General features: G+C 74.3%; 18 protein-coding genes. 9 read left to right on the top strand and 9 right to left on the bottom strand.

Annotation, left to right across the window (positions count from 1 at the left end):
* Window positions 1–192: 192 nt before the first annotated feature.
* The 5 genes from rsrA to ACIBTV_RS03830 form a co-directional block, all read right to left on the bottom strand.
* Complete coding sequence (rsrA, locus tag ACIBTV_RS03850; protein WP_091595371.1) at window positions 193–480, bottom strand: mycothiol system anti-sigma-R factor; 288 nt, start codon at window positions 478–480, stop codon at window positions 193–195.
* 1 nt (window position 481) lies between these two features.
* The gene (locus ACIBTV_RS03845) at window positions 482–1,300 is read right to left on the bottom strand and encodes a sigma-70 family RNA polymerase sigma factor (protein ID WP_396701984.1); all 819 of its coding nucleotides are present in this window, start codon (window positions 1,298–1,300) and stop codon (window positions 482–484) included.
* Window positions 1,301–1,625: 325 nt separating this feature from the next.
* Window positions 1,626–2,285, bottom strand: coding sequence for an alpha/beta family hydrolase (locus ACIBTV_RS03840; RefSeq protein ID WP_396701982.1), 660 nt, complete (start codon window positions 2,283–2,285; stop codon window positions 1,626–1,628).
* A 143-nt stretch (window positions 2,286–2,428) separates the two neighbouring features.
* The gene (locus ACIBTV_RS03835) at window positions 2,429–2,821 is read right to left on the bottom strand and encodes a WhiB family transcriptional regulator (RefSeq protein WP_396701980.1); all 393 of its coding nucleotides are present in this window, start codon (window positions 2,819–2,821) and stop codon (window positions 2,429–2,431) included.
* 198 nt (window positions 2,822–3,019) lie between these two features.
* Window positions 3,020–3,754, bottom strand: a complete 735-nt coding sequence (locus ACIBTV_RS03830; protein ID WP_396701978.1) for an SOS response-associated peptidase — start codon at window positions 3,752–3,754, stop codon at window positions 3,020–3,022.
* 103 nt (window positions 3,755–3,857) lie between these two features.
* On the opposite strand from ACIBTV_RS03830, the gene aroA reads away from it, so the two are divergent.
* The 4 genes from aroA to ACIBTV_RS03810 all read left to right on the top strand — a co-directional run bounded on the left by aroA (window position 3,858) and on the right by ACIBTV_RS03810 (window position 8,048).
* A complete protein-coding gene (gene aroA, locus ACIBTV_RS03825) occupies window positions 3,858–5,159 on the top strand; it encodes a 3-phosphoshikimate 1-carboxyvinyltransferase (RefSeq protein ID WP_396701976.1) in 1,302 nt (433 codons plus the stop codon).
* A gap of 131 nt (window positions 5,160–5,290) precedes the next feature.
* On the top strand, window positions 5,291–6,286 hold the full coding sequence (gene rsgA, locus ACIBTV_RS03820; protein WP_396701974.1) for a ribosome small subunit-dependent GTPase A: 996 nt from the start codon (window positions 5,291–5,293) through the stop codon (window positions 6,284–6,286).
* A gap of 29 nt (window positions 6,287–6,315) precedes the next feature.
* Window positions 6,316–7,134, top strand: coding sequence for a histidinol-phosphatase (gene hisN, locus ACIBTV_RS03815; RefSeq protein WP_396701972.1), 819 nt, complete (start codon window positions 6,316–6,318; stop codon window positions 7,132–7,134).
* 59 nt (window positions 7,135–7,193) lie between these two features.
* Window positions 7,194–8,048, top strand: a complete 855-nt coding sequence (locus ACIBTV_RS03810) for a hypothetical protein (RefSeq protein ID WP_396702073.1) — start codon at window positions 7,194–7,196, stop codon at window positions 8,046–8,048.
* A 36-nt stretch (window positions 8,049–8,084) separates the two neighbouring features.
* Here the strand turns inward: ACIBTV_RS03810 and ACIBTV_RS03805 are convergent, their stop codons facing one another.
* Window positions 8,085–9,284 (bottom strand): glycosyltransferase, encoded by a 1,200-nt coding sequence (locus ACIBTV_RS03805; protein WP_396701970.1) that lies wholly within the window; start codon window positions 9,282–9,284, stop codon window positions 8,085–8,087.
* A gap of 233 nt (window positions 9,285–9,517) precedes the next feature.
* Here ACIBTV_RS03805 and ACIBTV_RS03800 point away from each other — a divergent pair, with 233 nt between their 5' ends.
* The 3 genes from ACIBTV_RS03800 (at window position 9,518) to ACIBTV_RS03790 (ending at window position 11,986) form a co-directional block, all read left to right on the top strand.
* Entirely contained in the window at window positions 9,518–10,516 is a 999-nt protein-coding gene (locus ACIBTV_RS03800; RefSeq protein WP_396701968.1) for an SDR family oxidoreductase, read from the top strand.
* On the top strand, window positions 10,516–11,310 hold the full coding sequence (locus ACIBTV_RS03795) for an ATP-binding protein (protein ID WP_396701966.1): 795 nt from the start codon (window positions 10,516–10,518) through the stop codon (window positions 11,308–11,310). The genes ACIBTV_RS03800 and ACIBTV_RS03795 overlap by 1 nt, the downstream gene beginning before the upstream one ends.
* A 103-nt stretch (window positions 11,311–11,413) precedes the next feature.
* Window positions 11,414–11,986: a DUF5709 domain-containing protein gene (locus tag ACIBTV_RS03790; protein WP_396701964.1), complete on the top strand. Its 573-nt coding sequence runs from the start codon at window positions 11,414–11,416 to the stop codon at window positions 11,984–11,986.
* Between the two features lie 17 nt (window positions 11,987–12,003).
* On the opposite strand, the gene ACIBTV_RS03785 is transcribed toward ACIBTV_RS03790, so the two are convergent.
* Together ACIBTV_RS03785 and macS are read right to left on the bottom strand one after the other, a co-directional pair.
* Entirely contained in the window at window positions 12,004–12,702 is a 699-nt protein-coding gene (locus ACIBTV_RS03785) for a response regulator (protein WP_396701962.1), read from the bottom strand.
* A complete protein-coding gene (macS, locus tag ACIBTV_RS03780; RefSeq protein WP_396701960.1) occupies window positions 12,699–13,823 on the bottom strand; it encodes a MacS family sensor histidine kinase in 1,125 nt (374 codons plus the stop codon). Before macS ends, ACIBTV_RS03785 begins: the two co-directional genes overlap by 4 nt.
* Before the next feature lie 120 nt (window positions 13,824–13,943).
* Between macS and ACIBTV_RS03775 the strand changes: the two genes are divergently transcribed.
* Window positions 13,944–14,399, top strand: coding sequence for an ATP-binding protein (locus ACIBTV_RS03775; RefSeq protein ID WP_396701958.1), 456 nt, complete (start codon window positions 13,944–13,946; stop codon window positions 14,397–14,399).
* Between the two features lie 21 nt (window positions 14,400–14,420).
* On the opposite strand, the gene ACIBTV_RS03770 is transcribed toward ACIBTV_RS03775, so the two are convergent.
* Window positions 14,421–15,359 (bottom strand): ribose-phosphate diphosphokinase, encoded by a 939-nt coding sequence (locus ACIBTV_RS03770; RefSeq protein ID WP_396701957.1) that lies wholly within the window; start codon window positions 15,357–15,359, stop codon window positions 14,421–14,423.
* 101 nt (window positions 15,360–15,460) lie between these two features.
* On the opposite strand from ACIBTV_RS03770, the gene glpK reads away from it, so the two are divergent.
* Complete coding sequence (gene glpK / locus ACIBTV_RS03765) at window positions 15,461–16,945, top strand: glycerol kinase GlpK (protein WP_396701955.1); 1,485 nt, start codon at window positions 15,461–15,463, stop codon at window positions 16,943–16,945.
* Window positions 16,946–16,998 lie beyond the last annotated feature (53 nt).

Here is a 16,998-nt window from a genome sequence, read left to right as displayed (position 1 = left end):
ACCCCCCGTACCACCACCCCCCCAATAACGGGCGGCCCCACCCCGGGCACCCCCCCCAACCCCTCCCGGGGGGGGGGGGCCCCCCCCCCCCCGGGGCCCCCCCCCCCCCCCCCGCCGCCCGCCACGCCGGTGGCCCGGGTCGAGATCGACCCGGGCCACCGGTTTGTGCGTCAGATCCAGGGTGCGGTCGGCTCAGTCGGCCAGCTCGCGCGAGTCGGTGCCCTCGAAGACCACCAGCTCGGTCAGCTTGAGCCGCAACCGCTCGCGCAGCTGGTCCGGCGCGGTCTCGTTGCCGCAGCACCGCGCCACCAGCGCCCGGACCTCCTGCTCGATGCCGTACTCGCGCAGGCAGGGGCCGCAGTCGTCGAGGTGGTGGCGGATCAGGCTCCGGCGCTCGTCGGCGCACTCCAGGTCGAGGTAGAGGTAGACCTCGGCGAGCACCTCACGGCAGTCCGTCTCGTGCGGTTCTCCACAGCTCACGTCACACCTCCCGGCTGGCGGATGCGGTTGAGCCCTTGGCCGCGGCGGAGAAGCCCCGCTCCCTGGCGTACTGCTCCAACAGCTTGCGCAGATTACGCCGACCGCGGTGCAGACGCGACATCACGGTGCCGATCGGCGTGCCCATGATGTCGGCGACCTCCTTGTAGGAGAACCCCTCGACATCGGTCAGGTAGACCGCCAGGCGGAACTCCTCCGGCAGCTGCTGGAGGGCCTCCTTGACGTCGCTGTCCGGCAGCCGGTCCAGCGCCTCCGTCTCGGCGGAACGCAGCCCGCTGGAGGTGTGCGACTCGGCCTCGGCGAGCTGCCAGTCGGTGATCTCGTCGGTCGGCGCCTGCACCGGCTGGCGCTGCCGCCGCCGGTACGAGTTGATGTAGGTGTTGGTCAGGATCCGGTAGAGCCAGGCCTTCAGGTTCGTGCCCTGCTCGAACTGGTGGAACGCGGCGTACGCCTTCAGGTACGTCTCCTGGACCAGGTCCTCGGCATCCGCCGGGTTGCGCGTCATCCGCAGCCCGGCAGCGTAGAGCTGATCGACGAAGGGCATCGCGTCCCGCTCGAACCGGGCCCTACGCTCGTCCGTCTTTTCGGTGGTCAACCGCAGATCCCCTCGCGTCGGATGCTTCCCCGCCGAGGATACGCGTACGGACCTGCCCCCAGATTCACTTCCGGCCGCTGTGCTGGTGCTCACCGTGGCCGTCCCGCCGGGCTCCCCCGTCACGGGCCACTCGGGCGCGGCGAGCAGTTCACGCAGCTGACGCGCGTCCCGGTCGTCCCGCTCCCGGCTCCGGATCTCCGTAGGCACCGGTCCCCCCTCCGCTGGAAAAGCCTTCCGGGGGTAGTAACGCCGCCGGCGCTCCGGAACATTCCGGCCGCTGTGCGCTCCTGGGCGCCCTTTGCTGACGGGCCCCTTTCCTGGTCCCGGCGTCGGCGAAACGGCGCTGGGACCAGGAAGGGCCTGGGAGGATGGTTCCGCCGCCCGAACCGGGCGGCCGGCACCAACCGATGCAACGACCCGGCGCGGCCACCGGAAACGGGCCATCGGGGCGGCGGCGGGCCGCCCGGCGCGTCACGCGCCGACCCGCGCAGCCGGTGCGGGGGTGGTACGAGCGAACGCCCGTCGCCCCGGATCAGGCAGCCGCCCAGCCCCGGTCGCGCAGCCAGTCCCGCACCACGGCCGCCGTGCCGGATGGGTCCTTCCGCAGGTCGTGCACCTCTCCCGGTCGGGTCACCACGGTCACCTCCGAGCTCGGCTCGGGCACGCCGAACGGGTCCCGGTCGCCGTTGACCACGAGGGTCGGCAGGCCCGTCCGCAGCTCGTCCGCGCGAGAGCGCTCCGGCCGACCCGGTGGGTGCAGTGGGAAGGCCAGCGCGATGATCCCCGCCGCGCCGACCGCCCGCGCGGTCCGGCAGGCCACCCGCGCGCCGCTGGAACGCCCGCCGACGAGCAGCACGGGCACGTCGGCGTGCCGGTCCTCCCGCAGCGCCGCCAGCACCGCCGTCCACGCCTCGTCCAGGTGCCCGGCGGGCGCGGGTGCGCGTCGGCCGGCGACCCGGTAGGGCTGGGTCACCCGGACCACCGCGACACCACCGGCGACCGCCGCGTCGCGGACGGCGAGCAGATCCGGTGCGTCGACGTCACCGCCCGCACCGTGACCGAGCACCAGCAGGGCGCTCGGCCGGCCGGGCGGCAGGTCCGTGTCGACGCGGGCCGCGCCGCGCGGAGTGCTGATCTCGTCGCTGCTGGTCACTGGGCCATTCTCCGCCCCGGTCGGACCCGCCCCGCACATCGCCCCGCCGTCGCCCGACCCGATCCACCCGCCGGCTTGATCCGCGCGCTGTTCCTGATATCGCGGTCTCCGGGTGGCCCGGATACCGCGGCTTCACGGAATTGGAGTCGACCAAGCCGGCGACGGCCGGAAACCGAACCCGATCAGCTGAGCGGGACGAGGGTCAGCAGGCGATCCCGGACCGGCGGGCCGGCCTCGTCGGCGGCGTCCGGATCGGGCTGCACCTCGCCGCGCCAGGCGACCAGCATGGCGCGGCGTTCGCGGGGCGTGGTGCCACCCCAGACGCCGTGGCAGTCACCGACCTCCAGCGCCCAGGCCAGGCAGGAGCCCTGGACCTCGCAGCCGCGGCAGAGCGAGACCGCGGCGTCGGCGGGCTCGTTCGGCGCCGGAAAGAACGTTTCCGGATCGACATTCTGGCAGGTGCCTCTCGTCCGCCACGCCTCGTCCTGACGCCGCTCGCGCAGTGCGCGGAGCAGTCGTGGATCTCGTCGTGCGGCGGCCACCTCATGCGGACGGGGCATGCGTGCCCGGGTCATCCACCCACCTCCCCCGTGGGACCGGCAAAATCGATGGGTCTCGTCCGCCCCCTGCGGATCGACACTCACCACCGGCGCTGTGTTCTATCGCACTTATGGGCACCGTCACAAGGGCCTGCCGCGAAGATGACTGAACGGCTATGCGACGTTTCGCCAGCAAATCCGGCAAATCAGCCCGCGCCAATACGCGGAGCGTGATCAGAAGAGAGTCAAATTCTCCACCGCGGACGGCCCGGCGTCGCCACGACGGTCGGCACCGGGCAGCGGCACCCGCTCGATCAATCGTGGGCCGTCGTTGCGCACGTCGCCGACCGCAGGGCCCACCGGCCGGACCTCCAGCCCGGCGAGCCAGTCGGCCGCGGGCGGGACGAGCAACGTCTGAGGGTCGCCGTCGGCCGACGCCAGCCAGGGCGCCCAGCGCTCGCGCGGCAGCAGCACGGGCATCCGGTCGTGCACCTCGGCCAACTCCCCCACGGCGGCGGTGGTGAGCACGCTGAAGGTGAGCCGCTCCTCGTCGCCCGCCCGCCAGACCGACCAGATGCCCGCGAAGGCGAGCACCGAGCCGTCGCGCGGAGTCATGTAGTAGGCCTGCCGGCCGCCGGCCGACCGAACCCACTCGTACCAGCCGTCGGCGGGAACCAGGCAGCGGCGGCGGGCGAAGGCTCCCGCGTAGGCCCGGCTGGTGGCCACCGTCTCGGCGCGTGCGTTGATCATCCGGGCGGCGGCGGACGGGGTGCGGGACCAGTGCGGAAGGAAGCCCCACCGGGCGGCGGCCAGGACGCGGTGGCCCTCGGCGGACAGGCGGACCACGGGGACCGGGTCGGTCGGCGCGACGTTGTGGTCCGGGCCGAGCCGCCCGCCCGTCTCGTCGTACGCCTCGAAGATCGCGCTCAGATCACCCGCGCTCCGGGTCGTCGCGTACCTGCCGCACACACCGGACACGCTAACGCGCCCCGCGGTCACGCGCTGTCCCGCCAACCGGGAGTCGGGCCGGTGGCCGGCGCCGCGCACGCCCCGGACACGGCAGAATGTAACCGTGGGGAACCAGACCGCGACCCGGCCGCTCCAGCCGTGGACCGCACCGACCGCGTCCGACCCGGTCGCAGCGACGCTGCGCCTGCCCGGGTCCAAGTCGCTGACCGCCCGCGCGCTGGTGCTCAGCGCGCTGGCCAGTGGCCCGTCCACGCTCGCCGGCCCGCTGCGGGCCCGCGACACCGAGCTGATGGCCGCCGGCCTGCGGGCGATGGGCGCGCACATGTCGATCAGCGACGACGACCGGTGGCTGGTCCGGCCGCACCGGCTGGTCGGCCCCGCGCACGTCGACGTCGGCCTCGCCGGCACGGTGATGCGGTTCGTGCCGCCGGTGGCCGGCCTCGCCGACGGCCGGATCACGTTCGACGGCGACCCGCAGGCGCGCACGCGTCCGCTCGGCCCGCTGATCGGCGCGCTGCGCTCCCTCGGGGTGCGGATCGACGTCGACGGCACGGACAGCCTGCCGTTGACCGTGCACGGCGCCGGCCGGGTCTCCGGCGGGGAGGTCGTCATCGACGCGTCCGCCTCCAGCCAGCTGGTCTCCGGCCTGCTGCTGGCCGCGCCCCGCTTCGACCGTGGGATCGTGGTCCGGCACGTCGGGCCGCCGGTCCCGTCCGCCCCGCACCTGCGGATGACCGTACGCATGCTCCGGGCGGCGGGCGCCGCCGTCGACGACACCGTCCCCGACGTCTGGACGGTCGAGCCGGGTCCGCTGACCGGGCGCGGCTGGGAGATCGAGCCGGACCTGTCCGGCGCGGTGCCGTTCTTCGCCGCGGCCCTGGTCACCGGCGGTGAGGTGACCCTCCAGGGCTGGCCGCACAGCAGCGCGCAGCCGGTGGAGCAGCTCCGCGAGCTGTTGCAGCGCATGGGCGGCGAGGTGACGCTCTCCACCGAGGGTCTGACCGTGCGGGGCACCGGCGTGGTGCACGGCCTGACGGCCGACCTCTCCGACGTGAGCGAGCTGACCCCCGCGCTGACCGCGCTGGCGATGCTGGCCGACTCCCCGTCCCGGTTCACCGGGGTCGCCCACATCCGGGGTCACGAGACCGATCGGATCGCCGCGCTGGCCCGCGAGTTCGCCGCGCTCGGCGCCGACCTCACCGAGTCCCGCGACGGGCTGGAGATCCGGCCGCGCCCGCTGCGCGGCGGGACCTTCCGCACGTACGCCGACCACCGGATGGCGCACGCCGCCGCGGTGGCCGGGCTCGCCGTGCCCGGCATCGAGGTCGACGACGTGTCGTGCACCTCGAAGACCATGCCCGAGTTCCCGGCACTATGGTCAGCGATGGTGACCGGTAAGAGCTGAGGCGACGGAGGACGGTCCTGGCGACCAGACGGCGGGAGTACGACGAGGACGACGTACGGGTTCGGCCCGGCAGGTCCTCGCGTCCGCGTACCCGGACCCGACCCCAGCACGCCGACGCGGTCGACGGGTTCGTGATCGCCGTCGACCGCGGGCGCTACACCTGCGTGGTCGGCGACGTCGACGCCCCGACGGTGACCGCCATGCGCGCCCGCGAGCTCGGCCGCAAGTCGGTGGTGGTCGGCGACCGGGTGAGCCTGGTCGGGGACACCTCCGGCGCGGCCGGCGCGCTGGCCCGCATCGTCCGGATCGCCGAACGGCGGTCGGTGCTGCGGCGTACGGCCGAGGACGACGCGACGACGGCCGAGGGCCGGCTGGAGCGGGTGGTGGTGGCGAACGCCGACCAGTTGGTGATCGTGAGCGCGTTGGCCGATCCGCCGCCGCGCACTGGGTTCATCGACCGGTGCCTCGTGGCCGCGTACGACGCGGACGTCGAGCCGCTGCTCTGTCTCACGAAGGCGGATCTGGCCGGGCCGGAGGCGGTGCTCGACTACTACGCCGAGCTGGAGCTGCCGTACGTGCTGATCCGTCCCGACTCGGAGCTGGACGCCCTGCGGGCGCTGCTCGCCGACCGGGTCTCGGTGCTGGTGGGCCACTCCGGGGTGGGCAAGTCGACGCTGGTCAACCGGCTGGTGCCGGACGCCGCCCGGGCGGTCGGCACGGTCAGCGCGATCGGCCGCGGCCGGCACACCTCGACCAGCGCGGTCGCGCTGCGGCTGCCGCCCGCGCCGCACGGCGACGGCCGGCGATCCCGGGCCGACGTCGCCGAGGGCTGGATCATCGACACCCCCGGCGTCCGCAGCTTCGGGCTGGCGCACGTGTCGGCGGACAGTCTCCTGCACGGCTTCCCCGACCTGGTCGAGGGCACGGTGGACTGTCCGGCCAACTGCCCGCACACGGCCGACGAGCCGGACTGCGGGCTGGACGCCTGGGTGGCCGCCGGGAAGGCCGACCCGCGCCGGCTCGCCTCGTACCGCCGGCTGCTGGCCTCCCGCGCCGGCGACACCGACCCGCGCGACGCCGACCAGCGCGGGCCCGGTGAGGACGACCGGCGCGGGCCTGACGAGTGACCGCCGTCGGCATCGGCTAGGTTCCGGACATGACCGGGTACGCCGCCGACCTCGACCTCGCCCACCTGCTCGCCGACGCCGCCGACGCGGTGTCGACGGCCCGTTTCCGCGCCCTCGACCTGCGGGTGGAGGCGAAGCCCGACCTGACCCCGGTCTCCGACGCGGACACCGCGGTGGAGCGGGAGATCCGGGCGCTGCTGGCGACGCACCGACCGGCCGACGGGCTGCTCGGCGAGGAGTACGGCGCGCAGCCGGCGACCGGGCCGGAGGGCCGCCGCTGGGTGATCGACCCGATCGACGGCACGAAGAACTTCGTCCGGGGCGTACCGGTCTGGGCGACCCTGATCGCGCTGCTGGAGGGTGACCGGCCGGTGCTCGGGCTGGTCTCCGCGCCGGCGCTGGGCCGCCGCTGGTGGGCCGCGGAGGGCGCCGGGGCGTACGCCGGTCGCGACCGGACCACCGGCGAGCCGATCCGGGTCTCCGGGGTGGGGCGGCTCGCCGACGCCAGCTTCTGCTACTCGTCGCTCACCGGCTGGGAGGACGTCGGCCGGCTGGACGCGATGCTGGAGCTGATGCGGGACTGCTGGCGCAGCCGGGCGTACGGGGATTTCTACGGCTACATGCTGCTCGCCGAAGGCGCACTCGACGTGATGGTGGAGCCGGAGCTGTCGCTGTGGGACGTGGCCGCGCTGGTGCCGATCGTGGCCGAGGCCGGAGGCACCATCACCGATCTGTCCGGCGCTCCCGCCCTGGCCAGCGGCCCGGTGGGTGAGCACAGCGCGATCGCGAGCAACGGGGTGCTGCACGCCGACATCCTGGCGCGGCTGGGTCCACCAGCCGCGCGCTGACCCTCGCCAACCTCTATCCTCGCGAGGTGGTCTCCTCCGGCTGGTGCTTCCTCGCGGCGATGATCATCGCGTACGGCATCGCCAACCTGCTCCAGTCGGTGGCCGCGGCCCGCACGACGGTGCATCACACCTTCGACCCCGGGCTGCTGCTGCGGCTCGCCGGTCACCGCACCTACCTGGTCGGGTTGGCCTGTCAGGTCGGCGGCTTCGTGTTGGCCTTCCTGGCCCGCCGCGACCTTCCGCTGTTCCTGGTGCAGGCGAGCGTGGCGGCCGGGCTCGGGGTCACCGCCATCCTCGGCGTGGTGGTGCTGAAGTGGCGGCTGCCGCTCGCCGAGGTGGTCCTGCTGGCGCTGCTCTTCGCGGGGATCAGCGCGCTGGTGCTGGCGGCCCGGCCGGCCCCGTCGCGGCAGCTCGGTCCGGCCGGGCTGGTCGCCCTGCTGGTGGTGCTCGTCGCCATCGCCGTGGCCGGCTTCTTCGCCGTCCGGCTGCACGGCGCGCCCGGTTCGGTGGCGCTCGGTTCGCTGGCCGGCCTGGCGTTCTCCGCCGCCGCGGTGGCCGCCCGGCCGCTGGCCTCCACGCCGTCGGCCGAGGTCTTCGTCCGCAACCCCCTGCTCTACCTGCTGATCGCGCACTCGATCGTCGGGCAGTTGCTGCTCGGCCTGGCGATGCAGCGGGGGTCGACCACGGCGGCGGTGGCGGCGATGGACGCGGCCGGGGCGCTGCCCGCGGCGATCGTGGGCCTGCTGCTGCTCAACGACAAGATCTGGCCGGGCCGGGAGTGGCTGGCCGGCGTGGGCTTCCTGGTCACCCTGGGTGCGGTGATCGGTCTGACCCGGTACGCCGAACCGCAGCACCACCACGCGGCCGGCTCCGATCGCGGCAGGGCGATGGCGGGCGCCGGCCAGCCGCTCTGACGGGCCGGGCGGGCCTGCCGACCGAACCCGGCCGGGTCAGGCCTCGACGGGCTTGCGCCGGCCCACCACCCGCTCGTAGAGGCGCTCCAGCGCCCCGGCGGTCCGCTCCCACGTGTAGCTGCACCGCACCCGGTCCACCGCCGCGTGCCCGTACGCGAACCGGCCGGCGTTGTCGGCGAGCAGCCGGCGCAGCGTCACCCCCAGGGTGCGGACGTCGCCCGGCAGCACCAGCCGACCGGTGACCTCGTCCACGACCGCGTCGGCGATCCCACCCATCGCGTAGCCGACCACCGGTACGCCGCACGCCATCGCCTCCAGCGACACCCGGCCCGCCGATGAGTAGTGCGGGGTGCAGGCGACCACGTCCGCGGACCGGTACCAGGTCGCCATCTGGTCGTGCGGCACGGCGCCCACCAGGCGCACCTGCTCGGCGACGCCGTGGCGCTCGGCGAGCTCGCGCAGTCGCCGAGCCTCGGCGTGGGTGGCGAGCTGCTCGACCGGCGGACCACCGGCGATCACCAGCTCGGCGTCGCCGACCAGGCGCATCGCGCGGATCAGGTCCTCCTGGCCGTGGCCCGCCGCGAGACCACCCACGGAGAGGATGCGGGCCCGCTGGTCCCGGGGCGCCGCCTCACCGTCCGGATGGAACTGCTCGGTGTCCACCCCGGCGGGCACCATCGCCACCGACGTGCGTTGCAGGCCCATCCGGGTGAGTTCGTCGACCTCGTCGTTGCATTGGGCGACCGCGATGTCCACCGCCCGGGTCAACGCCCGCTCCAGCGGGATCCGCTGCCCCGGGCCGTCGTACTCGCGGCCGAGGTGGCGAAGCTGCTCGACGCCGAGCGAGTGGAAGGTCTGCACGACCGGGATGTCGGTCTCCCGCACGGCGTGCGCGGCGGCGAGCCCGCCGACCCAGTAGTGCCCGTGCACCACGTCCGGCTGCCACTCACCGGTCCAGCGGTCGGTCAGCCACGTGCCGAACTCGGGCACGAGCGGTACGAGGTCGGCGGTGGGCAGGGGGGCGGGCGGCCCGATGGGTGCGCGCTCCACCCGGTAGCCGTCGACGTCCACCGTGGCGGGCGCGGCCGGGTCGTCCCGGCGTTCGTAGACCCGCACGTCGTGGCCCCGTCTGGCGAGCTCGGCAGCGACCCGTGCGATGTGATGGTGGGTGCCGACGGTCGGGCCGTCGGACGTCCGAAACGGGTCAGCGTGCGCGCAGACGAGACCGACGCGCATGGGTCACCTCCATGCGATCTTCAGCGGTGGTCCTCCCGGTCAGAGGGTCCCATTAACCAGGGCCTCGTAAGCCGAAACCTGGCAGATCAGGAAGAGCCCGGCAGGTGCCTCAGACACTTGCGCCACGGCAATCACCGGCGTCGCTCCTGTGACCGCCCGGTTGATCACGCTACGTGGTAATTCCACGAAGGCTTGGCGGCATGAGGCGGGCCGACCGGGGGTACCGGCGAAGAATGCCTCTCACCCGCAGCCTCGACGACGCCACCGTGGTGATCACCGGCGCCTCCAGCGGGATCGGCACGGCCACCGCGTACGCGCTGGCCCGGCGCGGTGCGGCCGTCGTGCTGGCCGCCCGGAGCGAGTCCGCCCTGACCTCGGTGGCGCAGCGCTGCCGGAAGCTCGGCGGCCGAGCCCTGGTCGTGCCGACCGATGTGACCGACGCCGGCTCCGTGCAGCGCCTCGCCGACCGGGCAGCAGCGGAGTTCGGCCGGATCGACGGCTGGATCAACAACGCGGCGGTCAGCGCCGTCGGGCTCTTCGACGAGATCCCGGTCGCCGAGTTCCGTCGCGTGCTGGAGGTGAACCTGCTCGGCGCGGTGCACGGCATCCGGGCCGCGCTGCCCCACCTCGGCGCCGCCGGCGGCGGCGTGGTGATCAACAATGCCTCGGTCCTCGCCGAGGTGGCGATGCCGTACCAGTCCGCGTACAACGCGACCAAGCACGGCATCCGCGGGCTCGCCGACACGGTGCGGCAGGAGCTACGGGTCACCGGCCGGGGCAACATCTCGATCTGCACCGTCCTGCCGGCCACCATCGACACCCCGTTCTTCCGGCACGCGGCCAACCACACCGGCCGGGAGCTCGTCCCACCACCGCCGATCTACCCGCCGGAGAAGGTCGCGGCGACCATCGTGCGGCTGCTGCGCCGCCCGCGCCGCGAGGCGTACGCCGGGGGCGCGGCCCGGCTCATCGGCCTCCAGTGGCGGTTGGCGCCGGCGCTGGCCGAACGCACCCTCGGCTGGTACGCGCACTGGACCCAGTTCGGGCCGGGTGCCCGGGCGGACACCAGCGGCAACGTGTTCCGAGCCGACGCGGAGGGCCGACGCGACGGCGGATGGCAGGGCCGTCGCCGGCAACTGGTGCGGATGACCGCCGCGTTCGGTCTCGCCGCCGCGGGCACGGCGGTCGGCACCATGGCGGCCCGGACCCGTCGGGCCAGGGCGGGCCACTGATGGGCCCGACCGAGCGGACGGACGCCCGGGCGGCGATCGACAGTCACCGCGAGACGATCACGCGGTCGGACCTGCGCTGCCTGGTCGAGGCGGATCAGTCGGGCCCGGTCGTCCGGGTCACCGGGGTGCTCGACCGGTCCGGCACGGCCGCCGTACGCGACGCGCTGCTCGACGTGCTCTGCGCCCGACCCGGCCCGGTGGTGGCCGACCTGACCGGCCTGCGGATCGCCGACCCGGCCGCCCGGGCGGTCTTCGCCGACGTCAATCGTGCGGTCGCCGACTGGCCGGCGGCCGGCCTGCTGCTGTCCGATCCGCAGGCCGCCGCCGATGACCCGGCACTGGGGGGTACGCCCGTCTGGCCGAGCCTGGAGGGTGCGTTGGCCGCGCTGGCGGAGTCGCCGATGGCGGCGGTGCTCAACGCCGATCTCGCCCCGGTGCCGGGGGCCGCCCGCCGGGCCCGGGAGCTGGTCACCGACGGTTGTCGACGGTGGGGTCTGCCGGTCCTCGCCGAGCCGGGCACCATCGCGGTCACCGAGCTGGTCAACAACGTGGTGGCGCACGCCCGTACGCCGATGACCGTGCGGCTCGCCCCGGACGGCGACCTGCTGCGCCTGGCCGTGCGGGACCACTCGACGCGCCGGCCCGCCTTCGCCGGGCTCGCCCCGCTGACGTCGACCGGCGGCCGCGGACTGCTGTTGATCGACACGGTGGCCCGGCGCTGGGGCAGCAGCCCGGTCCCGGACGGCAAGGTCGTGTGGTGCGTTCTCGACCCCGCCGACCAGCCACCGACCTGACCAGCGGCGGGACTGGTCGCGCCTGGGCGGTTCGTGGGCTTTTGCGGCCTTCGTCAGCCCGACGCAGGGCATGATCGACGGATCGAGTGGGTAGAGATCCGTCATGCGCGACGACGAGTACCCGACCCCCGTGTCCGACCCCGAGGCCGACGGCCTGCCGGGGACCGCCGATGACGACTCGACCGCGAACGACGACGTGCTGACCGGTCGCGAGGCGGACGGCCCGGACCCGGCCCAGCTGCCGGCGGACCGGGCTCCGCTCGCCGTGGACCGGTTCGGGACCACCGCCGACGAACAGCTCGACGGCGAGTCGCTCGACTACAAGCTCCAGCGGGAGCGCTTCGAGCGGCCGGTGGACGACCCGCTGGCCGGGCCGGTCGATCCGGCCATCGCCGCCGAGGCGGACAGCCGGGAGATGGCGGCGCAGGCCCAGCTCGACGCCGACGTGATCGATCCGGGCCCGACCTCGGACCCCGACTCGCCGGTCTCGCTCTACGACCACGGGCAGCTCGGTACGGTCGCGGACGCCACCGTCGGCCGGATCGTCGAACCGGACGAGGGCGCGCACACCGACCAGGAGACCGACAACGTGGCGTACGACGCGGGCTCCGCCGGCGGCGGCGCGAGCGCCGAGGAGCTGGCGATCCATGAGACCCAGCCGCCGCACTCGGTCTGACCGTCGGTCCCGGCGACTCAGTCGTCCAGGCCCCGTTCGATCGCGTACCGGGTCAGCTCGACCCGGTTGTGCAGTTGCAGCTTGCCCAGCGTGTTCTGCACGTGGTTCTGCACCGTACGGTGCGAGAGCCCGAGCCGCTGGGCGATCTGCTTGTACGACATCCCCTTGGCCACCAACCGGAGCACCTCGGTCTCCCGGTCGGTGAGCCGAGGCGCGGCACCGGCGTCCGGTGCCCCGGCCGGACCGTCGGGCCCGTCCGGCGGCGGGTCGGCGGCCAGCCGGCGGTACTCGCCGAGGACCAGGCCGGCGAGGCCGGGAGTGAAGACCGGTTCACCGGCCGCCGTACGGCGCACCGCGTCCAGGAACTCGCTCGGCGCGGCCGACTTCACCAGGTAGCCGGTGGCGCCCGCCTTGACCGCGTCCAGGACGCTCTGCTGCTCGCCGCTGGCCGAGAGCATCAGCACCCGCACCTGCGGCAGCGCGGCGCGCAGGCCCTGGATCACGTCCACGCCGGAGACGTCCGGCAGTTGGAGGTCCAGCACCACCACGTCGGGTCGGGCGGCGGCCGCCACGCGGACCGCCTGCCGGCCCTCGCCGGTGGTGGCCACGACCAGGTGACCGGCCTCGGTCAGGTCCCGGGCCACGCCCGCACGCCACATCGGGTGGTCGTCGACGACCATGACCCGCACCGGGCCGGACGGCTGCCGCTCGGTCATCGCCCCGCCCTCGGCACGGTCAGCTCCACCTCGGTCCCGGCGCCGGGCGTCGAGACGATCCGGGCCTCGCCGCCCAGGTCGGCGATCCGCCCCCGGATCGACTGGGCCACGCCGAGCCGGCCCTCGGCCGCCGCCTGGTCGAGCCGGCCGTCCGGGATTCCCGGCCCCTCGTCGCGTACGGACACGGTCACCGTCGCCCCCTCGTCCTCGATCAGCACCCAGGCACGGCCGCCGCCGTGCCGTTCGACGTTGTCCAGCGCCGCCGTCGTGGCCGCGGCCAGCTCGCGGGCGACCTGCGCGGGCAGGGGCACCGGCGTGGCCGGCGCGGAGACCGAGACCGTCGCGGCGGCGTGGCGGCCGAGCAGGGCCCGCAGGTCGACCGGGCCGTCCTCGCTGGGCGCGGGTGGACCGGCCCCGGCGATCAGGGCCCGCAGCGCCGCCTCCTGCTCGCCCGCCAGCCGGGCCAGCTCCCCCGCCTCCCCCGGCAGGTGGGCGCCGCGCCGCTGCACCATGGCGAGCACCTGGAGCACCGAGTCGTGGATGTCCCGGGCCAGCCGCTCCCGCTCCCGGGTCGCCGCCTCCAACTCCACGGCTCGGTGCAGCCGCTCCTCGGCGGTGACCGCCAACCGGGCGACGTGCCCGACCACCACCCCGGCCAGCAGGATGAGGATGACCCCGGTCAGCGACGACTGGCTGATCCGCTCCCGGGTCGCGAGGTCGGCGCCACCGATCACCAGAGCGGCGACCGTGCCCCGGCGCCGCCCGCCGGAGACCGCCCAGGCCAGCACCGGGCCGGCGAGCCAGGCCACCGCGAGGGTCGGCACCCCGGCGTGCAGGGCCGCCCGGCCCATCACCCACGGCGTGGCGAGCATGATCGCCAGCACCACCCCGAGGTCGGCCAGGAGCAGGGGCCACCCGCGCCAGGGCGGGCGCGCGTAGCCGACGGCGGTCACCCCGGTCCAGACGGCCATGACCAGGACCAGGCCCGCGGCGGCGAGCGGATGGGCGTAGCGGTCGGCGTCGCGCACGGCCAGCACGCAGACGTACGCGAGGGAGGCGACCCGGAACACCGCGAGGGCCCGCCAGAGCGGCACCTCGAACCCACCCGGCGACGACGGCATGGGCGCCACGATGCCACAGGACGTCATGAGCGCAGGGGCCGCCCGCTGCGGGCCGGAAAACCCTGACGTACGGTGGAAATGCCGCGAAGTCACTCCACGATCCGCTGTCCGGACGGGCCCATGACGAATGCCGATCCCGACCCACCGCGTACGGTTGTGCCCATAGAACCGTCTCTCCTCATCGCCGACGCCTTCGATCAGGCCCAGGTGACCGAGCTGCGTCACTCGGTCACCTCCTGCGCGCACGCGGCGGGGCTGCGTGGTCAGCGCCTCGACGACTTCGCGCTCGCGGTCAACGAGCTGATCACCAACGCGGTGCGGCACGGCGGCGGGCAGGGCGCCCTGCGGCTGTGGCGGCGGGGCGACGAACTGGTCTGCGAGGTCGCCGACCACGGGCACGGGATCAGCGCCGAGCGGCTCGGCAACCGCAGCCGCCCGGAGCCGGCGACCGTCGGCGGCTGGGGGCTCTGGCTGGCCCGGCAGCTCAGCGACACCATGGAGGTCGAGAGCGGCGACACCGGCACCGTCGTGCGGATCACCGCCGTCGTCGGCGCCCCGATCGGCCGGCCCGACTGAGCCCACGGCGTACGCGGCCGCTCAGCCGAAGAGGGCGCTGACCGACTCGCCGTTGTGGATCCGTCGCATCGCCTCGGCCAGCGCCGGCGCCACCGAGAGCACCTTCAGCTTCGGCACCCGCTTCTCCACCGGGATCGGCACCGTGTTGGTGCACACGATCTCCAGCACACCCTCCTGCTCGCTGAGCCGCTGCAACGCCCCGCTGGAGAAGAGACCGTGGGTGCAGGCCAGGCGGATCGAGCGGACGTGACGCCCCCGCAGGTGATCCATCAGCTCGATCACCGTGCTGCCCTTGGCGATCTCGTCGTCCAGCACGATGACGTCCCGGCCGTCCACGTCGCCGATCACCGCGCTGATCGTGACCTTGTCGTCGCTGAACCGCTGCTTCGCACCGGCGGCCACCGGTGTGCCGAGCATCCGGGCGAAGGCCGCCGCCTCTTTGGCGTTGCCGAGGTCGGGCGAGACGACGACGCTGTCGGCGAGGTCGTAGCGCCGGAAGTGGCCGGCCAGTTCGCGCAGCGCGTGCAGGTGGTCGACCGGCACGCTGAAGAAGCCGTGCACCTGCGGCGAGTGCAGCGTCATGGCCAGCACGCGGTCCGCGCCGGCCGAGGTGAGCAGGTCGGCGACGAGCCGCCCGCCGATCGAGATGCGGGGCGCGTCCTTCTTGTCCGACCGGGCGTACGCGTAGTGCGGCAGCACCACGGTGATCCGGCCGGCGGAGGCGCCACGGGCGGCGTCGATCATGAGCAGCAGCTCGACCAGGTGCTCCTGCACCGGCGGCACCAGGGGCTGGATCAGGAAGACGTCCCGCTCCCGGCAGTTGGCCTGGAGCTGCACCTCCAGGCAGTCGTTCGCGAAGCGGGACACCCGCACCGGGTGCAGCGGCACACCCAGCTGGGTGCAGATCTCGGCGGCCAGTTCGGGATGGGCGGTTCCGCTGAAGACGGCGATGTCACGCACGTTCGCACATCGTACGGTCGATCTCCGCCCGCCGGCTGCGCCGGGCCGAGGCGCGGCGTCAGCGGTCGGCGCGGCGGCGTGGGTTTGGGTACGGTGCTGCCGTGACCGGAGAGTACGTCGCCGCCATCGACCAGGGCACCACCTCCTCGCGGTGCATCATCTTCGACCGGGCCGGGGATGTCGTCTCCGTGGCGCAGCGCGAACACCGGCAGATCCTTCCCCGCCCCGGTTGGGTGGAGCACGACGCCGAGGAGATCTGGGCCAACGTCGAGCGGGTGGTGCGCGAGGCGCTGGACGCCGCCGGCACCGACCCGTCCAGGCTGGCCGCGGTCGGCATCACGAACCAGCGGGAGACGACGCTCGTCTGGGACCGGGCGACCGGGCGTCCGGTGGCCAACGCGATCGTCTGGCAGGACACCCGGACCGGCCCGCAACTGCGCGCGCTCGACGAGACACACGGCGAGGAGTGGTTCCGGACCCGCACCGGCCTGCCGCTGGCCACCTACTTCGCCGGCCCCAAGCTGCGCTGGCTGCTGGAGCACACCGACGGTCTACGGGCCCGCGCCGAGGCCGGTGAGGTGCTGTTCGGCACCATGGACAGCTGGCTGATCTGGAAGCTCACCGGCCGGCACGTCACCGACGTGACCAACGCCAGCCGCACCATGCTGATGGACCTGACCACTCTGGACTGGGACGCCGAACTGCTCGACGCGATGGGCGTGCCGGCCGCGATGCTGCCGGAGATCCGCGGCTCCGCCGAGGTCTACGGCACGGCCACCGGTGTGCTCGCCGGGGTGCCCGTGGCCGGCGCCCTCGGCGACCAGCAGGCCGCCCTGTTCGGGCAGACCTGCTTCCAGCCCGGCGAGGCCAAGTGCACCTACGGCACGGGCAGTTTCCTGCTGCTCAACACCGGGGCCAGCCCGGTCACCTCCGCGCACGGCCTGCTCACCACGGTGGCCTACCGGATCGCCGGGCAGCCCGCCGCGTACGCGCTGGAGGGCGCCATCGCGGTGACCGGTTCGCTGGTGCAGTGGCTGCGGGACAACCTCGGCCTGATCTCCACCGCGCCCGAGGTCGAAGATCTCGCCCGCACCGTCGACGACAACGGCGGCTGCTACGTGGTCCCGGCCTTCTCCGGGCTCTTCGCGCCGCACTGGCGCAGCGACGCCCGTGGGGTGATCGCCGGGCTCACCGGGTACATCACCAAGGGCCACCTGGCCCGGGCGGTGCTGGAGGCGTCGGCCTGGCAGACCCGGGAGGTGGTCGACGCGATGAACGCCGACTCCGACGTGGCGCTGCGCCGGCTGCGGGTCGACGGCGGGATGACCGCCAACACGCTGCTGATGCAGTTCCTCGCCGACGTGCTCGACGTGCCGGTGGTCCGCCCCCGGATCACCGAGACGACCTGCCTCGGCGCCGCGTACGCGGCCGGGCTGGCGGTCGGCTACTGGCCGGACCTGGGCACCCTGCGGGCGCACTGGCGCTCCGACGCCGAGTGGACGCCGGCGATGGACCCGGCCCACCGTGAGCGGGAGCTGCGCAACTGGCGCAAGGCGGTGCAGCGCACCCTCGACTGGGTGGACTGAGCCCGCCCGGGCCGGGCAGCCCGGGCGGGCGGTGACCGCCGGGCGGGCACCCG

The sequence above is a fragment of the Micromonospora sp. NPDC049366 genome (assembly GCF_044466625.1).
Classification (GTDB): domain Bacteria; phylum Actinomycetota; class Actinomycetes; order Mycobacteriales; family Micromonosporaceae; genus Micromonospora.
Note: the sequence above shows the minus strand (reverse complement) of the source record. Positions and strands in the feature narration are given on the sequence as shown.

Excerpts from the sequence above, each read along its gene's own strand:
- ACIBTV_RS03840 (WP_396701982.1), bottom strand. The coding sequence starts at position 2,285 with ATGTGCGGGGCGGGTCCGACCGGGGCGGAGAATGGCCCAGTGACCAGC.
- ACIBTV_RS03835 (WP_396701980.1), bottom strand. The coding sequence starts at position 2,821 with ATGACCCGGGCACGCATGCCCCGTCCGCATGAGGTGGCCGCCGCACGA.
- hisN (WP_396701972.1), top strand. The coding sequence starts at position 6,316 with ATGACCGGGTACGCCGCCGACCTCGACCTCGCCCACCTGCTCGCCGAC.
- ACIBTV_RS03810 (WP_396702073.1), top strand. The coding sequence starts at position 7,194 with ATGATCATCGCGTACGGCATCGCCAACCTGCTCCAGTCGGTGGCCGCG.
- ACIBTV_RS03805 (WP_396701970.1), bottom strand. The coding sequence starts at position 9,284 with ATGCGCGTCGGTCTCGTCTGCGCGCACGCTGACCCGTTTCGGACGTCC.
- ACIBTV_RS03800 (WP_396701968.1), top strand. The coding sequence starts at position 9,518 with ATGCCTCTCACCCGCAGCCTCGACGACGCCACCGTGGTGATCACCGGC.
- ACIBTV_RS03795 (WP_396701966.1), top strand. The coding sequence starts at position 10,516 with ATGGGCCCGACCGAGCGGACGGACGCCCGGGCGGCGATCGACAGTCAC.
- ACIBTV_RS03790 (WP_396701964.1), top strand. The coding sequence starts at position 11,414 with ATGCGCGACGACGAGTACCCGACCCCCGTGTCCGACCCCGAGGCCGAC.
- ACIBTV_RS03785 (WP_396701962.1), bottom strand. The coding sequence starts at position 12,702 with ATGACCGAGCGGCAGCCGTCCGGCCCGGTGCGGGTCATGGTCGTCGAC.
- macS (WP_396701960.1), bottom strand. The coding sequence starts at position 13,823 with ATGCCGTCGTCGCCGGGTGGGTTCGAGGTGCCGCTCTGGCGGGCCCTC.
- ACIBTV_RS03775 (WP_396701958.1), top strand. The coding sequence starts at position 13,944 with ATGACGAATGCCGATCCCGACCCACCGCGTACGGTTGTGCCCATAGAA.